The sequence below is a fragment of the Maledivibacter halophilus genome, assembly GCF_900167445.1.
Lineage (GTDB): Bacteria > Bacillota > Clostridia > Peptostreptococcales > Caminicellaceae > Maledivibacter > Maledivibacter halophilus.
Window position 1 is genome coordinate 24,532 of sequence record NZ_FUZT01000003.1, and the last position, 23,745, is coordinate 48,276.

22 protein-coding genes, 2 pseudogenes and 1 riboswitch are annotated in these 23,745 nt (G+C 31.2%); of the genes and pseudogenes, 6 read left to right on the top strand and 18 right to left on the bottom strand.

Going from position 1 to position 23,745, the window contains the following annotated elements; all coding sequences use genetic code 11:
- Nucleotides 1-304 precede the first annotated feature (304 nt).
- Nucleotides 305-1,186 carry a LysR family transcriptional regulator gene (locus B5X81_RS06165; protein WP_079490235.1) on the top strand — a complete coding sequence of 294 codons (882 nt, stop codon included), beginning with the start codon at nt 305-307 and terminating at the stop codon, nt 1,184-1,186.
- Between the two features lie 172 nt (nt 1,187-1,358).
- On the opposite strand, the gene B5X81_RS06170 is transcribed toward B5X81_RS06165, so the two are convergent.
- On the bottom strand, nt 1,359-1,718 hold the full coding sequence (locus B5X81_RS06170) for an SdpI family protein (RefSeq protein WP_079490237.1): 360 nt from the start codon (nt 1,716-1,718) through the stop codon (nt 1,359-1,361).
- A gap of 339 nt (nt 1,719-2,057) precedes the next feature.
- On the opposite strand from B5X81_RS06170, the pseudogene B5X81_RS06175 reads away from it, so the two are divergent.
- Nucleotides 2,058-2,288, top strand: a pseudogene (locus tag B5X81_RS06175) (metallopeptidase TldD-related protein); the annotation flags it as partial.
- Nucleotides 2,289-2,326: 38 nt separating this feature from the next.
- Here B5X81_RS06175 and B5X81_RS28565 read toward each other — a convergent pair.
- The 8 genes from B5X81_RS28565 to B5X81_RS06210 all read right to left on the bottom strand — a co-directional run bounded on the left by B5X81_RS28565 (nt 2,327) and on the right by B5X81_RS06210 (nt 10,703).
- Entirely contained in the window at nt 2,327-2,464 is a 138-nt protein-coding gene (locus B5X81_RS28565; protein WP_330397352.1) for a HepT-like ribonuclease domain-containing protein, read from the bottom strand.
- Nucleotides 2,465-2,622: 158 nt separating this feature from the next.
- Nucleotides 2,623-2,919 carry a hypothetical protein gene (locus tag B5X81_RS06180; RefSeq protein WP_079490240.1) on the bottom strand — a complete coding sequence of 99 codons (297 nt, stop codon included), beginning with the start codon at nt 2,917-2,919 and terminating at the stop codon, nt 2,623-2,625.
- 162 nt (nt 2,920-3,081) lie between these two features.
- Nucleotides 3,082-3,426, bottom strand: a complete 345-nt coding sequence (locus B5X81_RS06185) for a hypothetical protein (RefSeq protein WP_079490242.1) — start codon at nt 3,424-3,426, stop codon at nt 3,082-3,084.
- A gap of 150 nt (nt 3,427-3,576) precedes the next feature.
- On the bottom strand, nt 3,577-6,615 hold the full coding sequence (locus B5X81_RS06190; RefSeq protein WP_079490244.1) for an efflux RND transporter permease subunit: 3,039 nt from the start codon (nt 6,613-6,615) through the stop codon (nt 3,577-3,579).
- A gap of 12 nt (nt 6,616-6,627) precedes the next feature.
- Nucleotides 6,628-7,722, bottom strand: a complete 1,095-nt coding sequence (locus B5X81_RS06195) for an efflux RND transporter periplasmic adaptor subunit (protein WP_079490245.1) — start codon at nt 7,720-7,722, stop codon at nt 6,628-6,630.
- Between the two features lie 214 nt (nt 7,723-7,936).
- On the bottom strand, nt 7,937-8,419 hold the full coding sequence (locus B5X81_RS06200; protein ID WP_079490247.1) for a MarR family winged helix-turn-helix transcriptional regulator: 483 nt from the start codon (nt 8,417-8,419) through the stop codon (nt 7,937-7,939).
- Between the two features lie 262 nt (nt 8,420-8,681).
- Complete coding sequence (locus tag B5X81_RS06205) at nt 8,682-9,110, bottom strand: DUF2383 domain-containing protein (RefSeq protein ID WP_079490250.1); 429 nt, start codon at nt 9,108-9,110, stop codon at nt 8,682-8,684.
- A 291-nt stretch (nt 9,111-9,401) separates the two neighbouring features.
- The gene (locus B5X81_RS06210; RefSeq protein WP_330397342.1) at nt 9,402-10,703 is read right to left on the bottom strand and encodes an NCS2 family permease; all 1,302 of its coding nucleotides are present in this window, start codon (nt 10,701-10,703) and stop codon (nt 9,402-9,404) included.
- A 261-nt stretch (nt 10,704-10,964) separates the two neighbouring features.
- Nucleotides 10,965-11,066: riboswitch (purine riboswitch) on the bottom strand.
- 321 nt (nt 11,067-11,387) lie between these two features.
- Here B5X81_RS06210 and pepF point away from each other — a divergent pair.
- Nucleotides 11,388-13,274: an oligoendopeptidase F gene (pepF, locus tag B5X81_RS06215; RefSeq protein ID WP_079490251.1), complete on the top strand. Its 1,887-nt coding sequence runs from the start codon at nt 11,388-11,390 to the stop codon at nt 13,272-13,274.
- Nucleotides 13,275-13,412: 138 nt separating this feature from the next.
- Here the strand turns inward: pepF and B5X81_RS06220 are convergent, their stop codons facing one another.
- Nucleotides 13,413-13,625 (bottom strand): alpha/beta-type small acid-soluble spore protein, encoded by a 213-nt coding sequence (locus B5X81_RS06220; RefSeq protein ID WP_079490254.1) that lies wholly within the window; start codon nt 13,623-13,625, stop codon nt 13,413-13,415.
- Between the two features lie 506 nt (nt 13,626-14,131).
- On the opposite strand from B5X81_RS06220, the gene B5X81_RS06225 reads away from it, so the two are divergent.
- The gene (locus B5X81_RS06225; RefSeq protein WP_079490257.1) at nt 14,132-15,196 is read left to right on the top strand and encodes a copper amine oxidase N-terminal domain-containing protein; all 1,065 of its coding nucleotides are present in this window, start codon (nt 14,132-14,134) and stop codon (nt 15,194-15,196) included.
- A gap of 94 nt (nt 15,197-15,290) precedes the next feature.
- Here the strand turns inward: B5X81_RS06225 and B5X81_RS28055 are convergent.
- The 7 genes and pseudogenes from B5X81_RS28055 to B5X81_RS28355 form a co-directional block, all read right to left on the bottom strand.
- Nucleotides 15,291-15,513: pseudogene (locus B5X81_RS28055) on the bottom strand (IS256 family transposase); the annotation flags it as partial.
- 100 nt (nt 15,514-15,613) lie between these two features.
- On the bottom strand, nt 15,614-16,261 hold the full coding sequence (locus B5X81_RS06230) for an ABC transporter ATP-binding protein (RefSeq protein WP_079490259.1): 648 nt from the start codon (nt 16,259-16,261) through the stop codon (nt 15,614-15,616).
- Nucleotides 16,258-17,055 (bottom strand): ATP-binding cassette domain-containing protein, encoded by a 798-nt coding sequence (locus B5X81_RS06235; RefSeq protein ID WP_079490261.1) that lies wholly within the window; start codon nt 17,053-17,055, stop codon nt 16,258-16,260. Before B5X81_RS06235 ends, B5X81_RS06230 begins: the two co-directional genes overlap by 4 nt.
- A gap of 11 nt (nt 17,056-17,066) precedes the next feature.
- Nucleotides 17,067-17,888, bottom strand: coding sequence for an ABC transporter permease (locus B5X81_RS06240; RefSeq protein ID WP_079490263.1), 822 nt, complete (start codon nt 17,886-17,888; stop codon nt 17,067-17,069).
- Nucleotides 17,888-18,871, bottom strand: a complete 984-nt coding sequence (locus tag B5X81_RS06245) for an ABC transporter permease (RefSeq protein ID WP_244282017.1) — start codon at nt 18,869-18,871, stop codon at nt 17,888-17,890. Before B5X81_RS06245 ends, B5X81_RS06240 begins: the two co-directional genes overlap by 1 nt.
- A 67-nt stretch (nt 18,872-18,938) precedes the next feature.
- The gene (locus B5X81_RS06250) at nt 18,939-20,597 is read right to left on the bottom strand and encodes an ABC transporter substrate-binding protein (protein ID WP_079490264.1); all 1,659 of its coding nucleotides are present in this window, start codon (nt 20,595-20,597) and stop codon (nt 18,939-18,941) included.
- Between the two features lie 150 nt (nt 20,598-20,747).
- A complete protein-coding gene (locus tag B5X81_RS28355; protein ID WP_280175248.1) occupies nt 20,748-20,876 on the bottom strand; it encodes a hypothetical protein in 129 nt (42 codons plus the stop codon).
- A 416-nt stretch (nt 20,877-21,292) separates the two neighbouring features.
- Here B5X81_RS28355 and B5X81_RS06255 point away from each other — a divergent pair, with 416 nt between their 5' ends.
- Both B5X81_RS06255 and B5X81_RS06260 read left to right on the top strand, forming a co-directional pair.
- Entirely contained in the window at nt 21,293-22,093 is an 801-nt protein-coding gene (locus tag B5X81_RS06255) for an ATP-binding cassette domain-containing protein (RefSeq protein ID WP_079490266.1), read from the top strand.
- Between the two features lie 2 nt (nt 22,094-22,095).
- Entirely contained in the window at nt 22,096-22,740 is a 645-nt protein-coding gene (locus B5X81_RS06260; RefSeq protein ID WP_079490267.1) for an ABC transporter ATP-binding protein, read from the top strand.
- Between the two features lie 140 nt (nt 22,741-22,880).
- Here the strand turns inward: B5X81_RS06260 and B5X81_RS06265 are convergent, their stop codons facing one another.
- Nucleotides 22,881-23,744 carry a sensor histidine kinase gene (locus B5X81_RS06265; protein WP_208985001.1) on the bottom strand — a complete coding sequence of 288 codons (864 nt, stop codon included), beginning with the start codon at nt 23,742-23,744 and terminating at the stop codon, nt 22,881-22,883.
- Nucleotide 23,745: the final 1 nt, after the last annotated feature.

Below are 23,745 nucleotides of genomic sequence, written 5' to 3' on the forward strand. Positions count from 1 at the left end.
CCCCTATATATAATAGTTTTTCAACTAAAATTATCTAATTTTTTATCTGTTTCTTATACTACAAAGATTTAATCCTAGTCATTATTTATTATTAATTATTAATTGCTTTATAAATCTGTTTATCCTTTTTTATTCAATCTAAAACTTATTTTTACATGAGCCAAAAGGATTCTCAGTGGCTACGACCGCAAATTGAACTTTTAAAGGCGTACATTTATACTTCTCTTTACAATTAAATTCTAACATAGTAAAATATATAAATAAAATTAATAATATTAATAATTATTATAAGGAGTGCTAATGCATGGATATTAATTTTGAATTATATAAAGTTTTCTATTTTGCAGCAAAAACCATGAATTTTTCTAAGGCTGCCGAAAAGCTTTATGTCTCCCAATCAGCAGTAAGCCAATCTATAAAGCTTTTAGAAAAAAAACTGGATACTAAGCTCTTCTTTAGGCACACAAAAAATATGAAATTGACCTGTGAAGGTGAAACTCTTTTTAAGCATATAGAACAAGCCTTTAATTTTATAAAGTCCGGTGAAAGGGCTTTATTTGAAATAAGTAATTTAATGGAAGGCGAAATCCGCATCGGTGCCAGCGATACCATTTGTAAATATTTTCTCCTACCCTACTTCAAAAAATTCCATGAAAATTATCCAAATATTAAGATTCACATAACTAACAGGCCCTCTCCTTTATGTCTAGAACTTCTTAAAAGGGGAAATATTGATATAGCTGTAATTAATTTAAGTGATAAATACAAATATGAAAATCTAGAAGTGACTCCAGTAAAGACTATACAGGATGTTTTTATTGGGGGAGAAAGATTTAATGAGTTGAAGGATAAAACTATCAACCTTAAAGAACTGGAAAAGTATCCAATATTAAGTCTGGAAAAGAATTCTACAACAAGGGTTTATTTTGAAAAGCTCATCAAGAAAAACAATGTGAAAATTTCTCCAGAAATAGAACTTGACAGTATAGATTTGCTTGTGGAAATGACTAAAATTGGGCTAGGAATTTCCTTTGTTATAGAGGATGCAATTAAGGAGGATCTGAAGAAAGGAAATATATTTACTCTTAATATGAAAGAAAAGATTCCAAGTAGAAGTATAGGTATTGTCACCCATAAAAAAATACCCCTGCCATCTGCTGGTAAGGAGTTTCTTGGGATGTTTTGATATTAATATCTATTCCAATAATACAGTATATTTGCAATACCACCTTTAATTATGGATATTGTTATATAAGCACATACTATCCCAATAGACAATATATAAAGATGTTTTATTGACGATTTACTCATTATACTCTCTAAAGCCCACTTTGCATAATCTATCCTTTTCAAATTATTTATTCAGTTTTATTTCCATTTTTATCAAACTTCTTATGAAGTTCTACTTGTACAATAAGAAATACAATTACAATTATACCTAGAACTGAATATGCTATAATACTTATTACTTGAGTATAATCTATCAATTTAGAGAAAACAAATGCTAATGAAATACATTCAAGTACGATACCCATTCCTAAAAAAAGTTGCCCAGCTCTTTTATTAGCATATTTCCATGTACTTATGGATCTTGATGATGCTCTTGTTCTAAATCCCCAAATGTTATTTATTTTTTTTGCAGGTAAAAGTAAAAAAGTCACCCCTGCAATAATTATAATAAAAGGTAAAACAACTATTTTTATAATATTTAAAACCATTAGCACCCCTCCAGGTTTTAATACATGATATAGATAAACAAGTTTAAGATTAAAAATTACTTATACTAACTTGTAGCATTAATAAGAGATTTGACTTCAAGTTTATTAGAATTCATATAGCTAAGATAACCTACGATAAATTCTTCCCTTGGAACTCATTTTTCAAAACACATTCTTGCTTAAATCCTATTGTCTTAAATAATTCTAAAGCCTTAATATCCTAACTCTTATTTTTTCTATATTCTTAGCAATTGGTTTAACAAGCCTATCTAACATCCTTCTCAAAACTAGCATTAATTCTTCTTTTTCAGAAGATAGACGTTTTTTTTTACAAATGGTTCAGGCGAATTATTATTTCATGAAATTCTTGGACATATGTTAGAAGGTGATAGAATTGTAGCTTCCACATCTCCTTTTACCAATAAACAGGGAAGATTAGTAGTAGGAGAAAACATCACTTTGATTGATGATCCGACAATAGAAGGTGCTTGGGGAAGCTACAATTATAATGATGAAGGTATAAAATCAAATAAAAATAGTGCTTTCATCCCATCCACTTATAGAAGATAGGAAAATTTCACACTATTTTGTTAAAAAACACTAAAAATTTAATATTCTTTTTCCAGCCAAGTATTTATATAGTTAATATATTTGCCAAAATCCTCAAAATGATTTTTAAATTTATCTACCATAATTTTTTTATCTATTCTCATATAATCATGTACCAGTATATTTCTATTTATAATCCCCTTTCAATTGCCCAATACTTTATCATATCTTCCTTTAGATTTTCTTCGTTTATATCAGCTGATACAGTATTATTTAATTTTTATTCTAGTATATATTTGACTTCATCTAAATTTTTTTGTATCATATATATCTCTACTTGTACTTTAAAATTTTGTTATCTTCCACCCCTTATTACTCTAAGCTCTATTTCCTGTTTTTCAACTTTACTTTTTATTTCCTTTACATCTTCTCTTAATCCACTTATTCCCTCTATACTCTGCTTGTATCCATCATAAAGGGCTTTATGGTTTTCGTCCATTTTATTTTCTAGTCTAACTATATCCTTTTTTACACCGTCTATATCTTTTTTTACACCGTCAATTTTTTCATCAATCTTATTATCTAGTTTTTTAAATCCATTTTGCATTTCATTATACATTTTCGTTAGTAATTCAAAGGTTTTATCTTCCATCGTTTTTACCCCCTTTTTTTCTTTATCCGTAGGTTTATTAATTATATTTTATCATAAATATAAAGTGTTTTGATATTAATAACCCCAGTGAATAAAGCACTTTAAATTTAGTATCTTTTTTATTTAAATTATTACCGTCCTTTTATTAAAATTTTTAGTTTTTTAATTCCAATAAACCAATTTTAAAAACATATTCATTATTTTTATTTGTTCCCTTAATTCTTCATCACTGGAAACGCCATAATATTTACCCTTTATTCCCCTTGATTCCACTGTCCATAAAAATGACTTAAAATTGGGATAATCTTTAATAGCTTTTTTCATAAACCATATAAAATCCTCTAATTTCTTATATTTTAAAGTCTTATTTTTCTTTTCTATTTTATACTTCTCTAAATCCAACAACAGTTCAAAGGGAATCATAATTTGATAACGAAAATCATTTTTATCTTTTCCATCAAAGTCCCTTATATAATTTAAATAGCTTTCACACACTATTCTATACATTATATCGCTCCCTAAATAATCTAAGCTTTTCTATATTTACATAATTATATCAAAATCATCCTTATGTACAAGCAGCCTTGATAAACCTTCCCTATCCTTTCTTAAAATTTCTCCGGCTAAATTTCTGCTTTTTATATCCATGTTTTTGTTCTATATCTTTTCCTCTATTTTTCCTTCTTTTATAACTATACTTGCTATTACTGGAATTACAATTAATGTTAATAATGTTGAAACCAAAAGTCCTGACATAAGTGAAATAGCCATAGGGGTGAAAAGTTCACTTCCCATTAGAATCAGTGGTATAAGTCCAATAACAGTTGTGGTTGTGCTTAGAAGTATTGGTCTTGATCTTTTTTTAGCAGCTTCAATGCATGCATCTTTTTTACTTCTTCCTTCTTTGATTTCACTATTTATATAGTCAATAAGAATTATAGCATTATTTACTACTATTCCTGCAAGACTGACCATTCCAAGAAGTGCCGTAAAGGAAAGATTAGTTCCTGTAGTATAAAGCCCCAAAAATGATCCAATTACCGAAAGGGGGACAGTTAATAGGATAATAAAGGGTTCTATAAATGATTTGAACTGTAATAAAAGTATTCCATACACCACTAGCAAAAATGCCAAACCAATAAAACCAATTTTACTAAAGTTCCTTTCAATGGATTTGCTTTCTCCTCCTAAAACAAACCTAACATCTGAATACTTACTTTTATCAACCTTATCCATCAATTCCTCTTGAATCTTAACGGCATTACTTCCAGAAAGAACATCAGAAAAAACATTTACTGAATATTCATTGTCAATTTTTTTAATAACTGGCAATACTGAGGCCAGCTCTATTTTCCCCATATCCTTTAGTATATGCTTCTTATCTGTAATTTTTGATTTTATAGCTAGGTTTTTCAATTCACTAACCTTAGAAATATTGCTTTTAAGTCTGATATCATATTCCTCACCATTCATTCTAAGAATCCCGGCATTTCGTCCCCTTAGTGCTATATTTATTTCATTTTGAATGTTGTAGTTATTTATCCCCATATGACTAGCTTTTATCTTATCTACATTGGATATATACTCATATTGCTTTGATACAAAGTCAGTATCTACATTTGATGTTCCCTTTATTGTCTTCAAAACTGCTTTAATCTCTTTAGCTACTTCTCCTAATCCTTCAACATCCTTCCCAACTATTCTTATATTTACCGGAGTCCCAATAGGCTCTCCCTGTTCAAGCTGTTTAACAACCGCTGTTCCTGAGCTTATCTTTTCATTAAGCTTTCTTTGAATATCATCCCTTAAGGCGGTCAGATTACTATATTTCCTACCTTTACCAATCAATCCTTTGTCAAGCTTTACAACTATTTGCCCATAATCCTTTGATGGAAAGGCTGGAAACATAGTGTCATAGAATCTTGGAAGTCCATCTCCTATTGCCGCTACGCAGTCAGTTATTTCATCATATCCAATTACTATTTTTACAATTTCATCAGTCAATTCCTCTGTTTTTTCTATATCTGAGCTGAGTTCACTTCTTACATCTATATACATCATATCCGTATCTGCAAAGGGGAAGAACTTTAATCCCATACTGCCTCCAAGTTTAACCGTTCCAATAATAATTATCACAAGAAGAAGTAATACCAAAGATTTTCTGTCTATAGAATATTTAAGTATTTTATCAATGAATATTAATTTTTTCCTCTTAGGTCTACTCTTTTTAAAAAACAGAAATGCCATAGTTGGTGTTAAAAATAACGCAACTAAGTAAGATGAAGAAAGAGCAAGAATAACGATAATAGGCAAACTTTTAAGATACTCACCAATCTCTCCTCCCATTAATAAAAGGGGCATGAAGGTACAAATAGTCGTTGCTGTAGATGTTAAAATCGGAACAGCAACCTCTATAACGCCATCCACACAAGCCTTAATTCTATCTTCACCTTTATCCAGTCTTACTTGGATTGCATCGGATACAACGATTGCATTATCAACCAGCATCCCCAAGGATATGATTAAGGCAACTATTGATATCTGATGAATCTCAACCTCAAACAATCTCATTCCCGAAAAGGTCATAAATATTGAAAGAGGTATTGCAATAGAAACTATTATTGCATTCCTCAATCCCATTCCAATGAATACCACAATAATAACAAATATAATCCCTTGAAGTAAGCTTGTTATAAATCCACTAACTTCTCGCTCTACTATTTCTGGCTGATATAGTACTTTACCTATTACAATATCATTTGGAATTTGATGCTTAAGTTTTTCAAGGGCATTATCAATTTCCTTACCAATTGGAATAATATTTTTACCATCTTCAAAGTATCCCACTATAAGAATTGAATTATTTAAATTCGTTTTAACTTTATAGGCTGAGTCTTCTAATGCTAATTTTACAACACCGATGTCCTTGATTCTAGTTACAATCCCTGTTTCTTCAGATACTGCAACAACAATATTTTCAATATCACTTAAGTCATCATAAAAACCCTTTGCTCTAAAATTTATCTTACTATGACCATCGAAGACCTGTCCTGAGGGAATCTCCAAATTTTGTACCTTTATAAGACTCAGTACTTCATCATAGGATACTCCCAAATAATTCATCTTTCTATAATCAAGCTCTATAAGTATCTCTTCCTGATGCTTACCCTCAATCTCTATTTTATTAATTCCATGAATCCTACTTAACTCCCATTTAATATCATCACCATACTTTTCAATCTCACTATAGGAATAGTTGTTCCCGCTTAAAGACAGAATAATGCCAGCAGTTGCCATAAAGTCAGTATCTACTTCAATTCTTCCGCAGCCTTCTGGTAGTTCTCTTTGCAAATCCTCCATCCTTCGTCTTACCTTATCCCATGTTTTTGAATAATCATCTGCCACCTTAACAGTAAACAAAATAACCGATACACTTGGTCTCGAATAGGAGGCTACTTCATCATACTCTTCAAATGTCATTAGTTCTTCTTCGATCTTTTTGGAAACCATCTCCTCAACATCTTCAGCAGATGCACCAGAATAAACTGTGGTTATCATTGCAGTGGCAAGCTCAATTTTGGGAGATTGCTGTTTTGGAGCCATATGATAATTAAATAATCCAATAATCACCAGAAGAAAGGCCACAAATAGTGTTATCTTTCTATCTCTAATAGCTATATTTACAAATCTCTTCATTACCCTTTCCTCCTACTTCAAAATATTGATTCTATCTCCTTCACTTAGAGCTCTCATCCCTTCCACTACAACATTATCATAATCATTGATACCTTTAACTAATACAAATTCATCATAGCTTCTAATAATATTCACTTCTTTTTTTATTGCTATATCATCGGATACTACATAGACATAATCTTTTTTATCTGTTCCAATTGCCGTCAAAGGAACCTTAACCCCATAATTCTTTTCTACTATTACATGAACATTTACAATTGATCCTATTGGAAACTTATTATCCTCCATTACTATTTTTACTGGGAATAGCCTAGTTTCAACATCAGGCTCCTTTGAAATTTCTACTATAATACCACTAGTTTCCCTATCATCGATAAAAATTTTCACTTTATCCTCTAACCTAATTTTTTCTAAATCATCAGCGGTAATTCCCATATTCACAATATCTTCGTCTTTTCTTACTACAATAACTGGCATTCCTACCGAGGTTATTTCATCTTCTTTAAATAAAATTTTGGTAACATAACCATCAAATGTTCCATATACAATGCTTTCAAATACATCTTTGTTGGTCTTATTATAATTTAGCTTAGCTAATTCATAATTCTTCTTAGCTGTTTCATAGTCTTGCTTTGTAGTCTTAAGCTTTAACTTTGCCTTATCATATGTAACCTCATCAATAGAAGCATTTTTATAAAGCTCGCTAATACGTTTATAATTATCATCAGCAAACATATACATTTCTTCTGCTTTTTTTAGCAATGATTTGCTTTGATTAAGCTTGAGCTTACAGCTACTTTGTAAAACCTTTAAATCCGAATCATCCACTGCAAATAGCTTATCACCTTTCCTTATCCTTTGGTCCTTCTCCACAAATATCTCCCTTATTTCACCTGGAATCTTAGATGAATATTTAATATATTCATCTGCTGTTACTATTCCTATATAATCAAGGGTTTCAGTTATCTCTTCGTTAATAGCCACCTCTACTCTTATGGGCTTTTTTAAAACCTCCTTAGCATCATTGGCATTTGTCTTTGTACAACCACTGAAGCTCATTAATAAAAATATTAGAAGAAGAAAAATACTAAGTTTGCAAATTTTCATAACATCCTCCTGTAGATAACCAATATAAAATATACTATACTTTAAAAGTTGGTTATATTAATATTGTTTAGCATCTAAACTATACATTAGAATTATTGTTTAGGTTCTAAACCATTTTAATTATAACACTACTCTTAATTGCTATCAATATAAATTCAAAAAAAAATAAAACTGGTTTTTTACACCAGTTTATTAATTACTCTCCTATACACCTTTACTTTATTTGATCTAGATATCTATTCATCATATGGTCAAATATATCCATAAGTTCTTCTAGAAAATCAATATTTTCCTGGGAAGATGCTGCAAGAAATTTAAATATCTCGCCATCCACCTGCTGATGATGATTTTCATGAAATCGAAATGCTTCCCAACCCAAATCTGTAAGATCAACAATAACTTCCTTGGCATTTGTACTATCCTTATACCTTCTAAGAAAGCCCTTCTTCTCTAGCACTGTAAGTTTTTGTGAAACAGCTCCCTTTGTTACTCCTAGATGTTTGGCAATCTCCGTTACATTAGCATTCGGAAATCTTCCTATTGTGTCAATTAGATGAATATCTGTACTGCGAATATCAAAACCTCCTACATTAAATGTTAGCTTTTTATCCATTGCCACAATCTTAGTAAGTAACCTATTAAATTTTAATAATATTATTTCATACCCACTATTATTCATATCCATTTTATTCTTCATATTTAAAGTTTATGTAAGTTTGAAATTCATGTCAAGGAATAAAACAGTAAAAAACATAAAGTTTTCACAAATTCACATATGTGTATATTGCTATTTTACAAGTGAATAAAGCACTTTAAATTTAATATCTTTTTTACTCAAGGGACCACCATTTTTTATTTAATTATTTTAAATAAGTAGATATCCTATGCCTTTCCTTGGTTTTTTTGTTGAGTTATTCCACATACAAGACATTAGCCATGGACTATTGACATCTACTGTGTTAATGTTTAAACTGCTGCAGCTTTGATAAACTTTCCCTATCCTTTCTTAAAATTTCTCCGGCTAAATTTCTGCTTTTATCATCAAGTCTACCCCTCAGTACCTTTTCAGCCATATTTATACCTTGACTTTCTCCTTTTATAGCTTTATTTACTACATATGAAGGATCAGTGTCACCGGCTAAATCCATATTAACCATCAAGTCCCCCATTACACCCTTTAATCCTAATTTTTCATCGGGTTTATGTCCTAAATCTTGAATATAATTTGATAAAACTGTCATGTTTTCTCGATGTTGGTTTTGTACTTCTTGAAAAGTTCTTTTCATATCTTTATCATCAATCTCATCAATATAGCTATTAAAAGCTTCTACTGCCATATGCTCTCCTTGAAGTAATTTATTAAGGGCTTTTATTGTTTCTTTACTCATCATATTTGCTCCTTTCTTATTTATATTTAAGCTTATTTTTTCCTATTTTATATGAAAATATTAAAACTTCCGATATAGGAATTCCCACAACGAGTTAATTTACTAACATAAGAGATTAAAATAGCTTTTCTTAAGCTTCTATGCTAACAATAATTTTTCCACTCAAAAAGTAGAAGCCCTTATTTTGGACTTCTACTTTTTTTATAAAATCTCCTCATCCAAATTATATCTGTTTACATTAAGGTAATAAGGGAGGAAACAAAACTTTTGGATAAGGAAAATATATTTAATTTATACTATAAAAAATTTAACTACAAATAATATTGCCAAAATGTACATAAGTGGTGAAACCTCTTTGAATCTTCCTGTTAAAGTCTTTAATAAAACATAGCTTATCATACCAAACACTATTCCTTCTGCTATACTATAAGCAAGAGGCATCATTATTATTGTTAAAAAAGCCGGTATAGCTTCTGTAAAGTCTTCTAAATTTATGTCCTTAATAGGTGACATCATGAAAAGTCCTACTAATATTAACGCTGGTGCCGTTGCCGCTGAAGGTATCATTGTAAACAAAGGAGACAAAAACAACGCCAAGGCAAACATAGCTCCAGTAGCCAGTGCAGTAAGTCCTGTTCTACCACCTTCTGCAACCCCTGATGCACTTTCTACATATGTTGTTACTGTACTTGTTCCAAGTACTGCACCTACTGTTGTTCCAATTGCATCTGCAAACAATGCCTGCTTAGCCCTTGGAACATTTCCCTCTTTATCTAACATGCCCGCCTTTGTTGAAACCCCAACTAAGGTTCCAACGGTATCAAACATATCTACAAATAGGAAAGTGAATAGTACTATTAACATTTTCATTGAAAAAATCTGTGAAAAATCAAATTTGAAAAAAATTGGTTCTAATGATGGGGGAGCACTGATAAATTTTAATCCCTCCGGTAATTTAGTAATTCCCATTGGTATACCAATAACTGTTGTAATTAGTATTCCATACAGTAATGCTCCCTTTACTTTTTTAGCTAATAATAAACCTGTAATTATTAAACCTATAATTGCAAGTAGTGCCGATCCTGAAGTTATATGTCCAAGTTTTAATGGAATTCCATCCCCTATAACTACAACATTTGAATTAAAAAGACCAATGAAGGCTATGAATAGTCCTATTCCCACAGAAACTGCTTTTTTAAGAGATAGGGGGATAGCATTAATTATAGCTTCTCTAACATTTAAAAACGTAAGAATAATAAATATAATTCCCTCTAAAAATACTGCTGTTAGTGCAAACTCCCAAGAAACCTGTAAACTCCCTAAAACCACTGTATATGCAAAAAATGCATTAAGTCCCATACCAGGAGCCAGTGCAAAGGGTAAATTGGCAACAAATGCCATTACTAGGGTTGCTATAACTGCTGATAGGGCAGTAGCTGTAAATACAGCTCCAAAATTCATTCCAGCATCCTTTAACGTTAACGGATTGACTACAAGTATATAGGCCATAGTCATAAAAGTAGTAATACCAGCCATTATTTCGGTTTTTACATTTGTGTTGTTTTTAGATAGCTTAAAAAATCCTTCAATCATTTTATCCACCTCATCTTTTATTATAGATATTCGCTTTTATTATTTGAGGAAATTACATAATTATCTCTTTTAAAAACTAACTATTCCATATAAGCTTTAAAATCTCTAGGTGATTATCATATATATTATGCAATTATCCCAAATTCTAATCAAGCGATTATCCTAAATGAAATTATTTTGAGATAAATTAAAAACAGAAGCTACACATATAGAGTGAAACTTCCGCTCAAAATATTATCTCACAGCCAAGTGGAAAATACCACTTAGATAAATTTCACCCATAGTCAGACAATTTACGGTTGCCCGGTAGAAACTTCCCGACCATATTTCGGAAATTATATGAGAGGATATTTATTTTTGACAAATAAATCATAACAAAGTAAATTCCAATAGTCAATAGATTTCCCGAATTTTATTTTGTTATTTTTATTATTTAGTTGTGATAGTCCGAATGTTTATTTTTAATATTAAAATCCAATTCGATTTTTTAAGTTACTATCTTTATATTCTATATGTAAAGAAATATAGAATATAAGAGTTTTCTTGACTCTTTATATTATATAGGTATAAACTAATTTTAAATTAATATTATTTTAAAGATAGACAACTTTGAAGATTGTTTATCTATATATAGTGAAACAAATCTATAATATTTTAAATTTTTATTTAAAAGGAGGTTTTTCAATGTTTAAAAAATCTTTAAAATCAACAGTATTAGTATTTGTTCTATTAGTTACAATGGCTTTTTCATCTCTAGGAGTTTATGCCCAGACAAACACTATTCCTACAAGGGATGAAATCGAGGATAAATACAAATGGAAACTGGAAGACATTTATGAAACCGATGAAGCTTGGGAAAAGGATTATAAAAGATTAGAGGATACGATCCCATCTATAGAAAAATATAAGGGAAAACTCCATGAATCACCAGACCACATTGTAAATTGTATACAGCTTGTAGAAAAAGTGCACCGTTTAAATGACAAATTAAATGTTTATGCTTCTATGAGAAGCGATGAAGACTATGGGAACGATAAATATAAAGCTATGGCCAATAAAGGAGCTATTATTAACAGCAATCTATATGAAACCATTTCATTTATAGAACCTGAATTATTATCTATTTCTGAAGACAAATTAAAAAAATACTTTGATAATGAATCCCTAAAGGATTATGATTTATATCTTAAGAACTTATTAAATTTCAAAGCCCATTCCCTTTCTGAGGGAGAAGAGGGTATACTTGCTTCTACAGGTGAACTATCTTCAACTCCAGAAAATGTCTATGAAGCATTTAAATATGTCGATAGAAAAATCGGAAAAATTCAAGGGGAAGATGGAAAAGAGATAACCGTATCTCCAGCAGAATACAGTAGATTACTTAATCATTCAAATAGAGATATGAGAAAAAAAGCCTTTGAAGTAGAATTTAACAGTTATAAGGAGTATATAAATCTCTTGGCAGAAAGCCTTGCAGGAGAGGTGAAAAGCAATATATTTTACGCAAAAACAAGAAATTATAACTCAGCCCTTGAAGCTGCTTTAGCTCCAAATAATATTAAACCAGAGGTTTATAATTCTCTAATTGAAGCTGTAAATAATAATTTAAAACCCCTACATAGATATGTATCCCTAAGGAAAAAGATTCTAGGTATTGAGGATAAGGTTCATTATTACGATATGTATGTTCCAATGATAAATTCTGTATCCTCCAATATTCCCTATGAAGATGCTAAAAAAATGGTAATGGAAGCTTTAAACCCACTTGGGGAAAAATATATAGAGGATTTAGAAATTGCATTTGATAGTCGGTGGATAGACGTCTATGAAACTCAAAATAAATATTCGGGAGGATATTCCTGGGGAGCATACGATACCCATCCCTATGTCCTTTTAAATTATAACGGCACTTTAAGTGAAGTATCTACATTGGCCCATGAAATGGGGCATGCATTAAATACTTACTATACAAATCAAAATCAGCCATATATTAAATCCGCTTATCCAATATTTACTGCTGAAGTGGCTTCTACCACTAATGAAGCAATAATGTATGATTATTTAATAAAAAATGCAGAAACCACAGAAGAAAAAATATATTTAATAGGTTCCTACCTTGAACAAATAAGGGGTTCTATTTATACCCAACTAATGTATGCAGAGTTTGAAAAAATCATACATGAAGCAGTAGAGTCGGGAGAAACACTAACCGCTTCATTCTTAAACGAATCTTGGGGCAATTTAATGAAAAAATATTATGGTGAAGATTTTGAGGTGGATGAACTTGTTAAGGTGTGGTGGTCAAGAATACCACATTTCTACTGGAATTTCTATGTATATCAATATGCCACAGGACTTTCAGCTGGAATTAAATTGTCAGATAACATAGTAAATGGAGGAGAAGAAGAAAGAGAAGCATATCTTGAATTCCTTGGAGCTGGTGCTTCCGATTATCCCGTTGAATTATTACAAAATGCAGGAGTAGATATGTCTACTACTGAACCTGTAGAAAAGGCACTAGAAAAATTTGATGAGCTTTTAACTGAACTTGAAAAGCTTTTAGAGGAATAGGCCTCAAAAGTTCCTTAAGGGACTTTTGTAGATTCCAAGTTCTAAGTTTTAAGAAATATAGGTTAATCTTTTGGGATAAATTTTAGACGACTCTTGTGATTGAGTCGTCTTTTTAACTATCATTAAGAACTATCATTATTAGCTTTCTTTCATTAATTCTCTTTCAGCCATTTCGATAAGTTTTCTAGTCATTGTTCCTCCCAAATCTCCACCATAAGAGCCATTTTTTCTGGAAGTCAAATTCCCTTTATCTCCCTCTGGGATGCCTTTTAATCCAAGTTCATTAGATATTTCCATTTTCATTTTTTTTAAAGCCTCTCTAGCATTAGGATCTATTGGTCTATTTGCCAATTGAATTCACCTCTTTTTTTCTTTATCTTTAGTATTATTTTTTGAGAATTATATAATTAAAATTCCAGGTAAATTTAGGTTTATTTATATAGTGAAACAAATTCAAAAGTAAATTTATATATAAAAAACTTCATTATAGATATTCCAGTAAAACATTTAATTTATACATATCAAAAATCCTTAGAAACACTGGATATTTTCATACGTATAAATTAAGTTTTACTATTGCAAATCTCTATATGTAGTTCATACTGCATTTCAATAGTAACTATGTTGTAACAAATACCATTGATTGTTAGGATTACAAGCGACACATTTTTAACCTTTAGAAATTAAAGATCATATCTTGCTTTTTTTACATTTAATGGTGCTACATAATTTATTTTAAAATAATCCATTAATTTTTAGGAACTTTTATTGGACCTTACCGTCTAATCTAACAAAGCAGTTTAAAAACTATAAAGCTAAAATAATTTTTCAAATTAAAATTAAAGGAGGACATTAAAATGAAATTCAATAAAATACTTGTATTTACAATAGCAGGTACAATATTAACTTCAAGTCTTATTGCATCAGCTGAGTATAATCCAAACAAGGTTACAAAAGGACCTATTACTACTATGAATGTAAAAGTTAGTGAAGAGCTACAAGATTCCTATGATAATATGAAGTTTGTCCTTGTAATAAATGGAAAAGGATTAGATCTTAAAGAAAACAATATCTATACAAAAGATAACACTATTATGATTCCATTAAGAATTGTTTCTAAGGCTCTAGAATATGAAATCAAATGGAATAATGAAGAAAAAACAATAGATTTAACTAAAGGCCCCCATTGGATTACTATTAAACCAGGAGAAGATTACTATACCTTTGGAAAGAAAGCTCCTATTAAGCTTGGTACAGCTTCAGAAATTTTAAAAGACCGCACTTATGTACCTTTGAGCTTTCTAACAGATGTCTTAAATATAGATGTATCAATAGATGAAACTGGAGTAATCAATATCAATTCAGAAAATAGTATTTCAGAAAAGAAAGAACTACTAGAAATTCAAGGAGAAATTACTGAAATAAATAAAACAGAAAAAAGTACAATGATATGGATTAAAGGGAAAAAAACTGATGCAGGAGAAAAGTCCGTCATTTTACATATCAATGATGAAACTCCTATAGTTAATCCAATAACCGATGAAGAGCTATCTATAAAAGATCTTAAAGAAGGAGACACTGTAAGAGGTTTTTATGGACCAGCAATGACCAAAAGTATTCCTCCCCAAGGAAAAGCTGAAAAAATTCAAATTTTAAAGGATATAACTGTTAGAACAGGTAAAATTACTAGTATTATGAATAATGAAAAAGCAAATCAAATTCTAATAGGAGACAAAGCTAATGGTATAGTTTTAAACATCAGTAAGGAAACGAAAATAGTTACACAAGATAATAAAGAATTAAGTTTTGAAGATTTAGAAGAAGGAATGGAAATTGAAGCATTTCATTCTATTATAATGACAATGAGCTTGCCACCAATTTCTTCAGCACAAAAAATTGTAGTTAAAAACACAGATATTTAAACATACAAGAGAATATAAAATATTTTATAGAGCAAAATGGGGGACTGATAAGTTCCCCTTATATTTTTTAGCATTTATAGCTTATATATAACTCTTAAGCTAATCTTTCACTAAAATATATTCCTACTTGAGATATGCATTCCTTCCACTGCCTAATAGGCTGACTCCATTTTTTTTGATGTTCATAGGAGCTAGATAAATTATTTTAACTAAAGCTTCATCGTAGGATATGTAGTTTTATTTTTAGTATATATTAGTTTTTTCATTTCATATGGATATTTAAAATATGTCGTAATTTCATACCATTCATTCTTAAATTATGGTATAAAAGAAGTCTCCACACTACCTTATAAAGATACTATGGAGACTTAAGTTTAATGGAAAAAGATAAAATTCAAGTAATTAGAGTCTATTTCTCTAACTAACTTTTAAACAATCTTTAGGAGGGGGAATTATATTCAGTCTACCTTTCTCCATTAAATAAATTCTGTCACATATTTTTTTCAACAATTCCTTTTCATGACTTATTACTATTAATCCTAAATTTCTTTTCTTCACAATGCTTAATAGCTGTTTCCAAATATACGCCTGTGTAATCCCATCAAGCATCGTCGTCATTTCATCGGCGATAATATATTCTGTTAAAGGATTTAAAGCACGAACAATTGAGAATCTTTGCAATTCTCCTCCTGATAATTCTATTGGCCATCTATTCATCCATTCTTGTTTTATTCCAAAGGTATCTAACAAATCTTGGTCTGGAGAATAGCTTTCATTTAAGATCTCCTTCATTTTCCATTTAGGATTCATTGATTTCTCAGGATGTTGGTAAATCAACTGAACCTTTTGAAATCCTTTTAAAGATATTAACTTACCATCAATAAGCACTTCTCCTTCACAAGGTTGTTGAAAATTTGATAGAATTTTAGAAAGACTGGTTTTTCCACAACCGCTATACCCTGAGATTCCAACAATTTCTCCACGCTTAATTCCAAAATTAACACCCCGAAATATCCATTGATCATGATTATAGTAAAATCCAATATTATTGCATCTTAATGTCATTTAAACACCTCCATATCAATAAACTCATTTTGTGGTAACGAATTCCAAAGATTTTTCGCATAATCCGTTTTCAATTCACTTCCATTTCCCTTAAATGCACGAGCAGGAGCCGTCTCTATATTTTCCCCATCTTTAAAAATCGTTACATAATCGCATATCTTCAATGCCGAAACTATATCATGAGTAATTAGCATAACAGCCATTCCTCGATCTGCAAAGCTTCTCAATTGAGTTAATATAGCATTTAATGCCTCAGGATGGATTCCAGGTGTTGGTTCATCAGCTATAACTAATTTTATGTCATCCTTAACACTCGTAGCAAATAATACTCTTCTAAGCATTCCTCCCGATAATTGAAAAGGATATAAATCTCCATCTGATTTTTTTAGTCCATATTTCCCGAACAATTGTTCCTGAACTGCCTTTGCTCGATCTTTGGGTAAGCCAATTTGTACTTGATCTTTTACTTTCATTAAAGGATCTAGATAATTTACAGATTGTGGTATGAAAGCTATTTCTTTTCCTCTTAATTTCTCAATTCTCTTCTGATCCATCAAAACACCGTTGTAATACATCTCACCTTCTATAGAAGCATTAATCGGTAAAATTCCCATAACTGCATGTGCCAATAAACTCTTTCCAGATCCACTTGCCCCTACAATTGCTAATATTTCCCCCTTTTTAATACTTATATTTAATGATTTAACTGGTGTGATTCGGATTGTATCTAACCCTCTCGAATATTGGGTAAAAGATATAGATAAATTATTAACTTCTAAAATATTATTTTTCATCGTTTCACCACCTACATATAACTAGTTTGTGGATCAAAGAGTACACGTAATGATTCGCCTATACTATCAAAACTCTTAACCACTATTACAAGTAAAGCTCCTGGAAAGACTACTAGCCACCAATCACCTAAAGAAATATACTTTACCGCTTCAGATAAAATGATTCCAATAGATGAAGTTTGTGCTGATAAACCGAATCCTAAAAAGGTCATGGAAGCTTCGTGTAAAATTGCATGAGGAAATAATAATAAAAGACCTACCATAACCTGGGGTAATACAGCTGGTAAAATATGTCTTGACACGATAAATAACTTACTTTTCCCAAAATTCTCTGAGATCTTAATATACTCCATATTTTTTATATTATATACTTCATTTCTCACAAGTCTTGCAAGGGTTGGCCAGTGGGTTAATGCTACACCAATTACAACGCCCTTTGCTCCCCTTCCTACTGCGAAAGAGATTAAGATCAAGAAAATCAAATGAGGCATACTAATAAATAAATCAATTAACCATAAAATTAAAGAATCTATTTTCTTCCCTGCAGTTGCAGCCATAACTCCCATAATCACAGCTATTATTGCACCAGTAAAAGAACCTATTAAACCAACAAGCATGGAAAATCTAAGGCCTTTAACCGTTCTTGATAGCATATCTCGCCCTAAAGAATCGGTTCCAAATAAATGACGTGCATTTGGTGCTAAGCTCTTTTCAGCAACGTTTGTAGTTACATTTGTACCGGTTAGCAAACAGCTTAATATGATAATGGTTAAAATTATTAAAGCTGATAAAGCAATAGAAAAAATTAACTTTTTTCTTGACTTCAATTCCATTATCTACTAACCCCCTCTTTCAAATATGGATTTATACCTGCGTTTATAATATCTCCTAACATATTACCTACAAAAACGAATACAGCACCAATCATGACTATTCCTAATAACAAGGGCATATCACTTTTTAATCCAGCTTCTGTTAGGGTTTGACCCAAGCCAGGATAAGAAAAAACCTGTTCTGCTAACACTGAACCCCCAAATAATTCTCCAAAATATGCAAAATGTAAGGTTATTGCTGGAAAAATAGCATTTCGTAAGGCATGATGCTTAAATATTTCCCAATTACTTTCACCTCTTGCTCGGGCAAAAACAACATATTCACTATTTAATACATCAATCATTTTTTCTCTTGTGTGTAAAGTCACATTTGCAATACCAAGTATACTTAGTGTCATCACTGGTAAAACCAAATGGTGTATTTTATCAGCTAGGGTAACTTCACTGTGACTCATTCCTATCGGTATTGATATAGCTATTGGGAACCACTTTAATTGAACTGCAAAAATCAGCAAAAAGATTAATCCCATCCAAAAAGTTGGGACAGATGCTTGAAAATAAGATAGCCATTTAATTATACGATCTACTATACTTCCTCGTTTAAAGGCAGCAATGGTTCCCAAGACAAATCCAATAATACCTGACAACACCCAAGAAATTCCCATCAATGCAAAAGAAGCTTTTGCTTTCTGTTTAATAATTTTAGAAACAGGCTCGTGATGGATTCTAGAAACACCCATGTCCCCATGTAGCATGTTTTTTAGCCATATTCCATACTGTTTAACAGGAGGTTCATTTAAACCCCAATATTCTGCAATTGCTTCATATTGCTCCTGTGTTAAAGAAGTGTCATTATCAACACTTGCTCTCACAGGATCAATTGGTGAAAATTTCATTAAAGTAAAGGATAAAATAGAAAGTCCAATAAGTAAAGTAATCCCACGTATCAATTTATTAAAAATGAACTTATATTTTTTGTTCAATTTTCTAACCTCCCTCCTTCATATAAGAAAGGGGGGGACTATTAAAAAGAACCCCCCTATTACTTAATTATTTTGCATCTTCATTCCAAGTCCATTCTGCAATATTATGAATTAATGAGAACTCGTGCCCATGACTATGTATTGGCTGTTCACCAACATCAATTCGTTTATCTCCTAAATATGTGTGATTAAAACGAATCAACCAACAATTAGGCAAGTCTCCTAACGTACTAGCACCGATCTCTCCATCCCATTGTGCTAATTTCCAATATTTATTCGCCTCTTCTAAATTAGAAGCAACCATAGCTTTTTTCATATATTCCATGACCTTTGGATTGTCATAGAATGTAATATTTGTCCAACCACGACCTGCCACTGCAGGGTTATGAGACTCATAGAATTGGTTTGGATGATGTCTACCCCCTGCATAAAGTAATGAAACTTCGTGGGATTTTGTAAACATTTCATCCCAGTTACTTCCAACAAGGTTTATATTTATACCAATTGCTTTAGCTTGTTCTGATGCAGCAATTGCTACATTTGTTCTAAGTACATCGGCTGTTGGATAGTATAAATCAAACTGTGCCTTAATTCCATTCTTTTCTCGAATCCCGTCATCACCTTCTATCCAACCTGAATTGGTTAATATCTCTTTTGCTTCATCTACTCGATTATCTTCTATGGCAGTTTCAGGATTCCACCAAGGCATACCATCAACAACTGAATATGCAGGTTTTCCATGTCCATTTAGAACTGTATCTACTATCGCCTGACGATTTAATCCTATATTTAAAGCCTTTCTAATGTCTGGATCGCTTGTTACTTCATTTCCTACAGGATATCCATCTGGAGATTCTTTCTCACCTGGTTTTACATAAGGCAGCGAAAGCCCTCTTACATCATTCGATTCATATTCAAACAACTTCCATCCTGGAATTTTTTCATCAGCAAATTCAGGAATTGCATAAATCATGTCCACTTTTCCAGCTTTAGCTGCAGCAAGTGCTGTATTTTCATCTAAGCAAACCCATGTCCATTTTTTAAAATGTGGTTCCTTCCCATGCCAATATGGGTTTACCTCAAAAATCGCCTGCTCATCCTTATCATACTGTACAAGCTTATACGGACCCGAACCAATAGGATTTCGAGGATAATTTTCATCATAATGATCCTTTGGAAGAATAGGCACCTCACTTAATTGTGCAACAAAAGTTGACCGAGGTTTATTCAAGTGAAAAACAATTTTATTTTTTTCAGGAATTTCTATTTTATCTATAAAATTTAAATCCCAATGCTTTCCATCTTCCTTTAACATCTCATATGAAAATTTTACATCCTCTGGTGTAACAGGCTCTCCATTAGAAAATTTAAAATCATCATGTAAATTGAATGTCCATGTTAAACCATTTTCTGAAATAGTATAATTTTTAGCAAAATCTCCAATAAAATCTAAGTCAGGGGTTTTTTTCAATAAAGTGCTATGTAATATAGGAGATTCGTTATACATACCCCACCTTTTCTTTGGATCAAATTCATGAGTAATTCTAGCTCCCATGGAGATGACTAATTCATCTTTTACTTTAGGCTTCTCTACAGTTTCTTCATTTGTAGTTTGATTAGATTCGTTGTCGACAGGTTCGTTTGAAACTTCTTTATTGCTACATCCGACAACTAATACCAACAAAGCTATTACAAAAGTTAATATTAACAGTCTTCTTCTAAACATTTTCGTTCCCCTTTTCATTATTATTTAGCTTTATAATTAATTGTACATATGATAATAATATTTTAATTATTATCAGTATTACGTAATCAAAATGTTTATTACTTTTTATTAATATTTATTAGTATATATCACCGCCTTCTTTTTCTTGGATCAAATTTTCCAGGAGCTCTTGTCCCCATCCATACAAAGAACCAACTCATCTTTTGGCTCTTCTTCTTTGGTTTCCTCTTCATCCATTTTGCTTTTTATATTTAAGCTATATTTAGCAGCTAACCCCATGAAATAATAATGATTATCATTATGAATTAGCTATTGCTAATGGTAACAGATTACCTCCCACAAATCAATACTATGGAAACAAACTTCATAATTCTTCATAATTTCCATACCTATAATATTACAGGCTCACTTTCAAAAATCATGTTCATTTATTAATTGAAGTTAGAAACATACCACTATCCAAGCCAATGCAACTTATACAGCATACATTTACTCAATATTATAATAAAACAAATAAGAAAAGACTTTAGAAATAGGCTTAGATGAGATTATTAATAATACCCTTGATTATTTAGATTTATCAAAGCAATAGGTGTAACAAAATCATTAGTTAGTAAGATAAATATAGTCTTGCTTAAAGTTGATAAGGAAATATATGAGATGTATAATAAAATAATAATGAATAGAGGTGCAAAATGAAAAAAGACAAACAAATATTAAGTGTAAAAAATTTAAACATATCTTTCACACAATATTATAAAGGCCTTAGAGCTAAACGTGTAAATCCCATTAAATCATTAAGCGTAACAATTAATGCGGGAGAAATAATGGCTGTAATAGGGGCAAGCGGGTCAGGTAAAAGTTTACTGGCACATGCTATCTTAGGTATATTACCTAATAATGCAACCTGTGGCGGGGATATTATTTACTGTGGAGAACCATTGACAGAAGAAAGAAAGATTCAATTAAGGGGTAAAGAAATTTCTTTTATACCACAATCGGTAAATTATTTAGATCCATTAATGCGAGTATCTGAACAAGTAAAGATAGGCTTACCCAAAAAAGAAGCGGATAAAAAACAAAAAGAATTATTCCTCCGATATGGGCTTAAGGAAAAGGATGGAGCTTTATACCCCTTTCAGCTATCAGGGGGGATGCTGCGTCGTGTTCTTTTCGCCACAAGCGTGAGAGATAACATAAAACTTGTGATAGCTGATGAGCCAACACCCGGAATTCATCCTGAGGCATTAAGTGCTATGCTCAATCAATTAAGAACATTCGCTGATGATGGAGCTGCGGTTATGTTGATTACCCACGATATTGTTTCAGCCCTTACCGTTTGTGACAGAGTAACAGTATTAAAGGACGGCCAAACAATTGAGACAACCATGGCTGAAAATTTTTCTTTGGATGGCAGAAATCTAAAGCATGAATACAGCCGTGCCCTTTGGAATGCTTTGCCTCAGAATAGCTTTTCTATCTATAAGGAGGTGTAAACTTGGCTTTAAAAGGTTATAATTTAGGCTTTTATTATAATAAAAATCAGTGGTTGTTTCGTCATCTTAATATAGAACTTTTTTATGGAGAAATATTAGGGATATCAGGCTGCAGCGGCAGTGGAAAAACAAGCTTATCTAAAATACTATCAAATTATCTTAAACCAGTGGAGGGGTTTGTAGAGATAGATGAAAAGCCCTTTACAAAAAAAGAAGTTCAACCTGTACAACTTATCTATCAGCATCCTGAGAAGGCAATTAATCCTAAATGGAAGATGAAGGATGTTCTGGAAGAAAGCTATGATCCAGACGATACTATTTTAGAACGATTTGGAATAAGGAAAGAATGGTTATCAAGATTTCCTATTGAGCTTTCAGGAGGGGAGCTTCAGCGTTTTTGCATTGTAAGAGCATTGCATCCTAACACAAAGTATATAATAGCCGATGAGATGACCACAATGCTTGATGCTGTTACTCAAACAGTCATATGGAGAGAACTCTTAGATGTTTGCAGAGAACGTAAAATAGGTCTTGCAATTATTAGCCATGAAGCTGCTTTACTTTCAAGATTATGCGATAGAATTATTTCTCTAAATCAAAGGAAATCATATTATTCAATTGAAAATAGGATTAAAAACATTGTATAGCTGCTAATAACAGCATATTACTAGAAGGCTAGTGAAAAACTAGTTGCGCGTAAATTTAGATTTTAAATATAAAAAGGAGATAAATTTTTGGTAAATCACAACCCCAAATTTATCTCTTCGATTTTTCTGTATTCCTATTGCTATCCTTTGTTTTGTATAGGAAATTTAATAATTGATTTATAGCATCTATTATCAGAACGAGTTAAAAACTCTCCTTTATGAAGCTCCATAATTTTTTTACAGTTCATCAAGCCTATCCCCGTACTGTTTACTGTATATAAGCTGTTCTTAGGATTGACCCCATTAGAAATAACAATTTGTAAAAAATCCTTTTCAACTATAACTGTTACTGTGACAGTAGTACAATGATCTCCATAACGAATGATATTTGTAAAAATATTGTCAAATAGTCTTTCAATCAATCTAATGTCATATACAAGAGCATATTTATAGGGTTTGAAAGAAATTGTATAAGTAAAACCATTATCTTCTAATATATCTAAACGTTGATTAATTATCGATATAAGATTTTGTGTTGAGTTACATCTAAGCAGAGCTGTAATATCTGTCTTTTCTCCTTCAAGATAGAAATATTCAAAGGCTGAATTGACAAGATCATTGAGCTGTAGTCCCCGATTTAAGCAAAGCTTGGTATATTTCATTCGTTTATCATTATCTTCAAGTCCATTATCAGATAAAATCTCCAAGTAACCAATTAAACTTGTTAGCGGTGTTCTTAAATCATGAGATATGGAAGCTAATAAAGAATTTTGTGCATTCCTTCGATGATCTTCTATCATTTGCTTTTTTGCAAGCTCTTGTCTCAATTCATTAATATGTAAGCTAAGATGTGCTAATTCATCATCTCCCTCAATTAAAATATCTTTTTCTATATCCCCTCCTTTTATATTGTAAATACAATTAATGATATATTCTAAATATGATAAACGTTTTTTTATAAAGATACTTATAAGACCTATATAAAGAAAAAAACAAAGAATCATA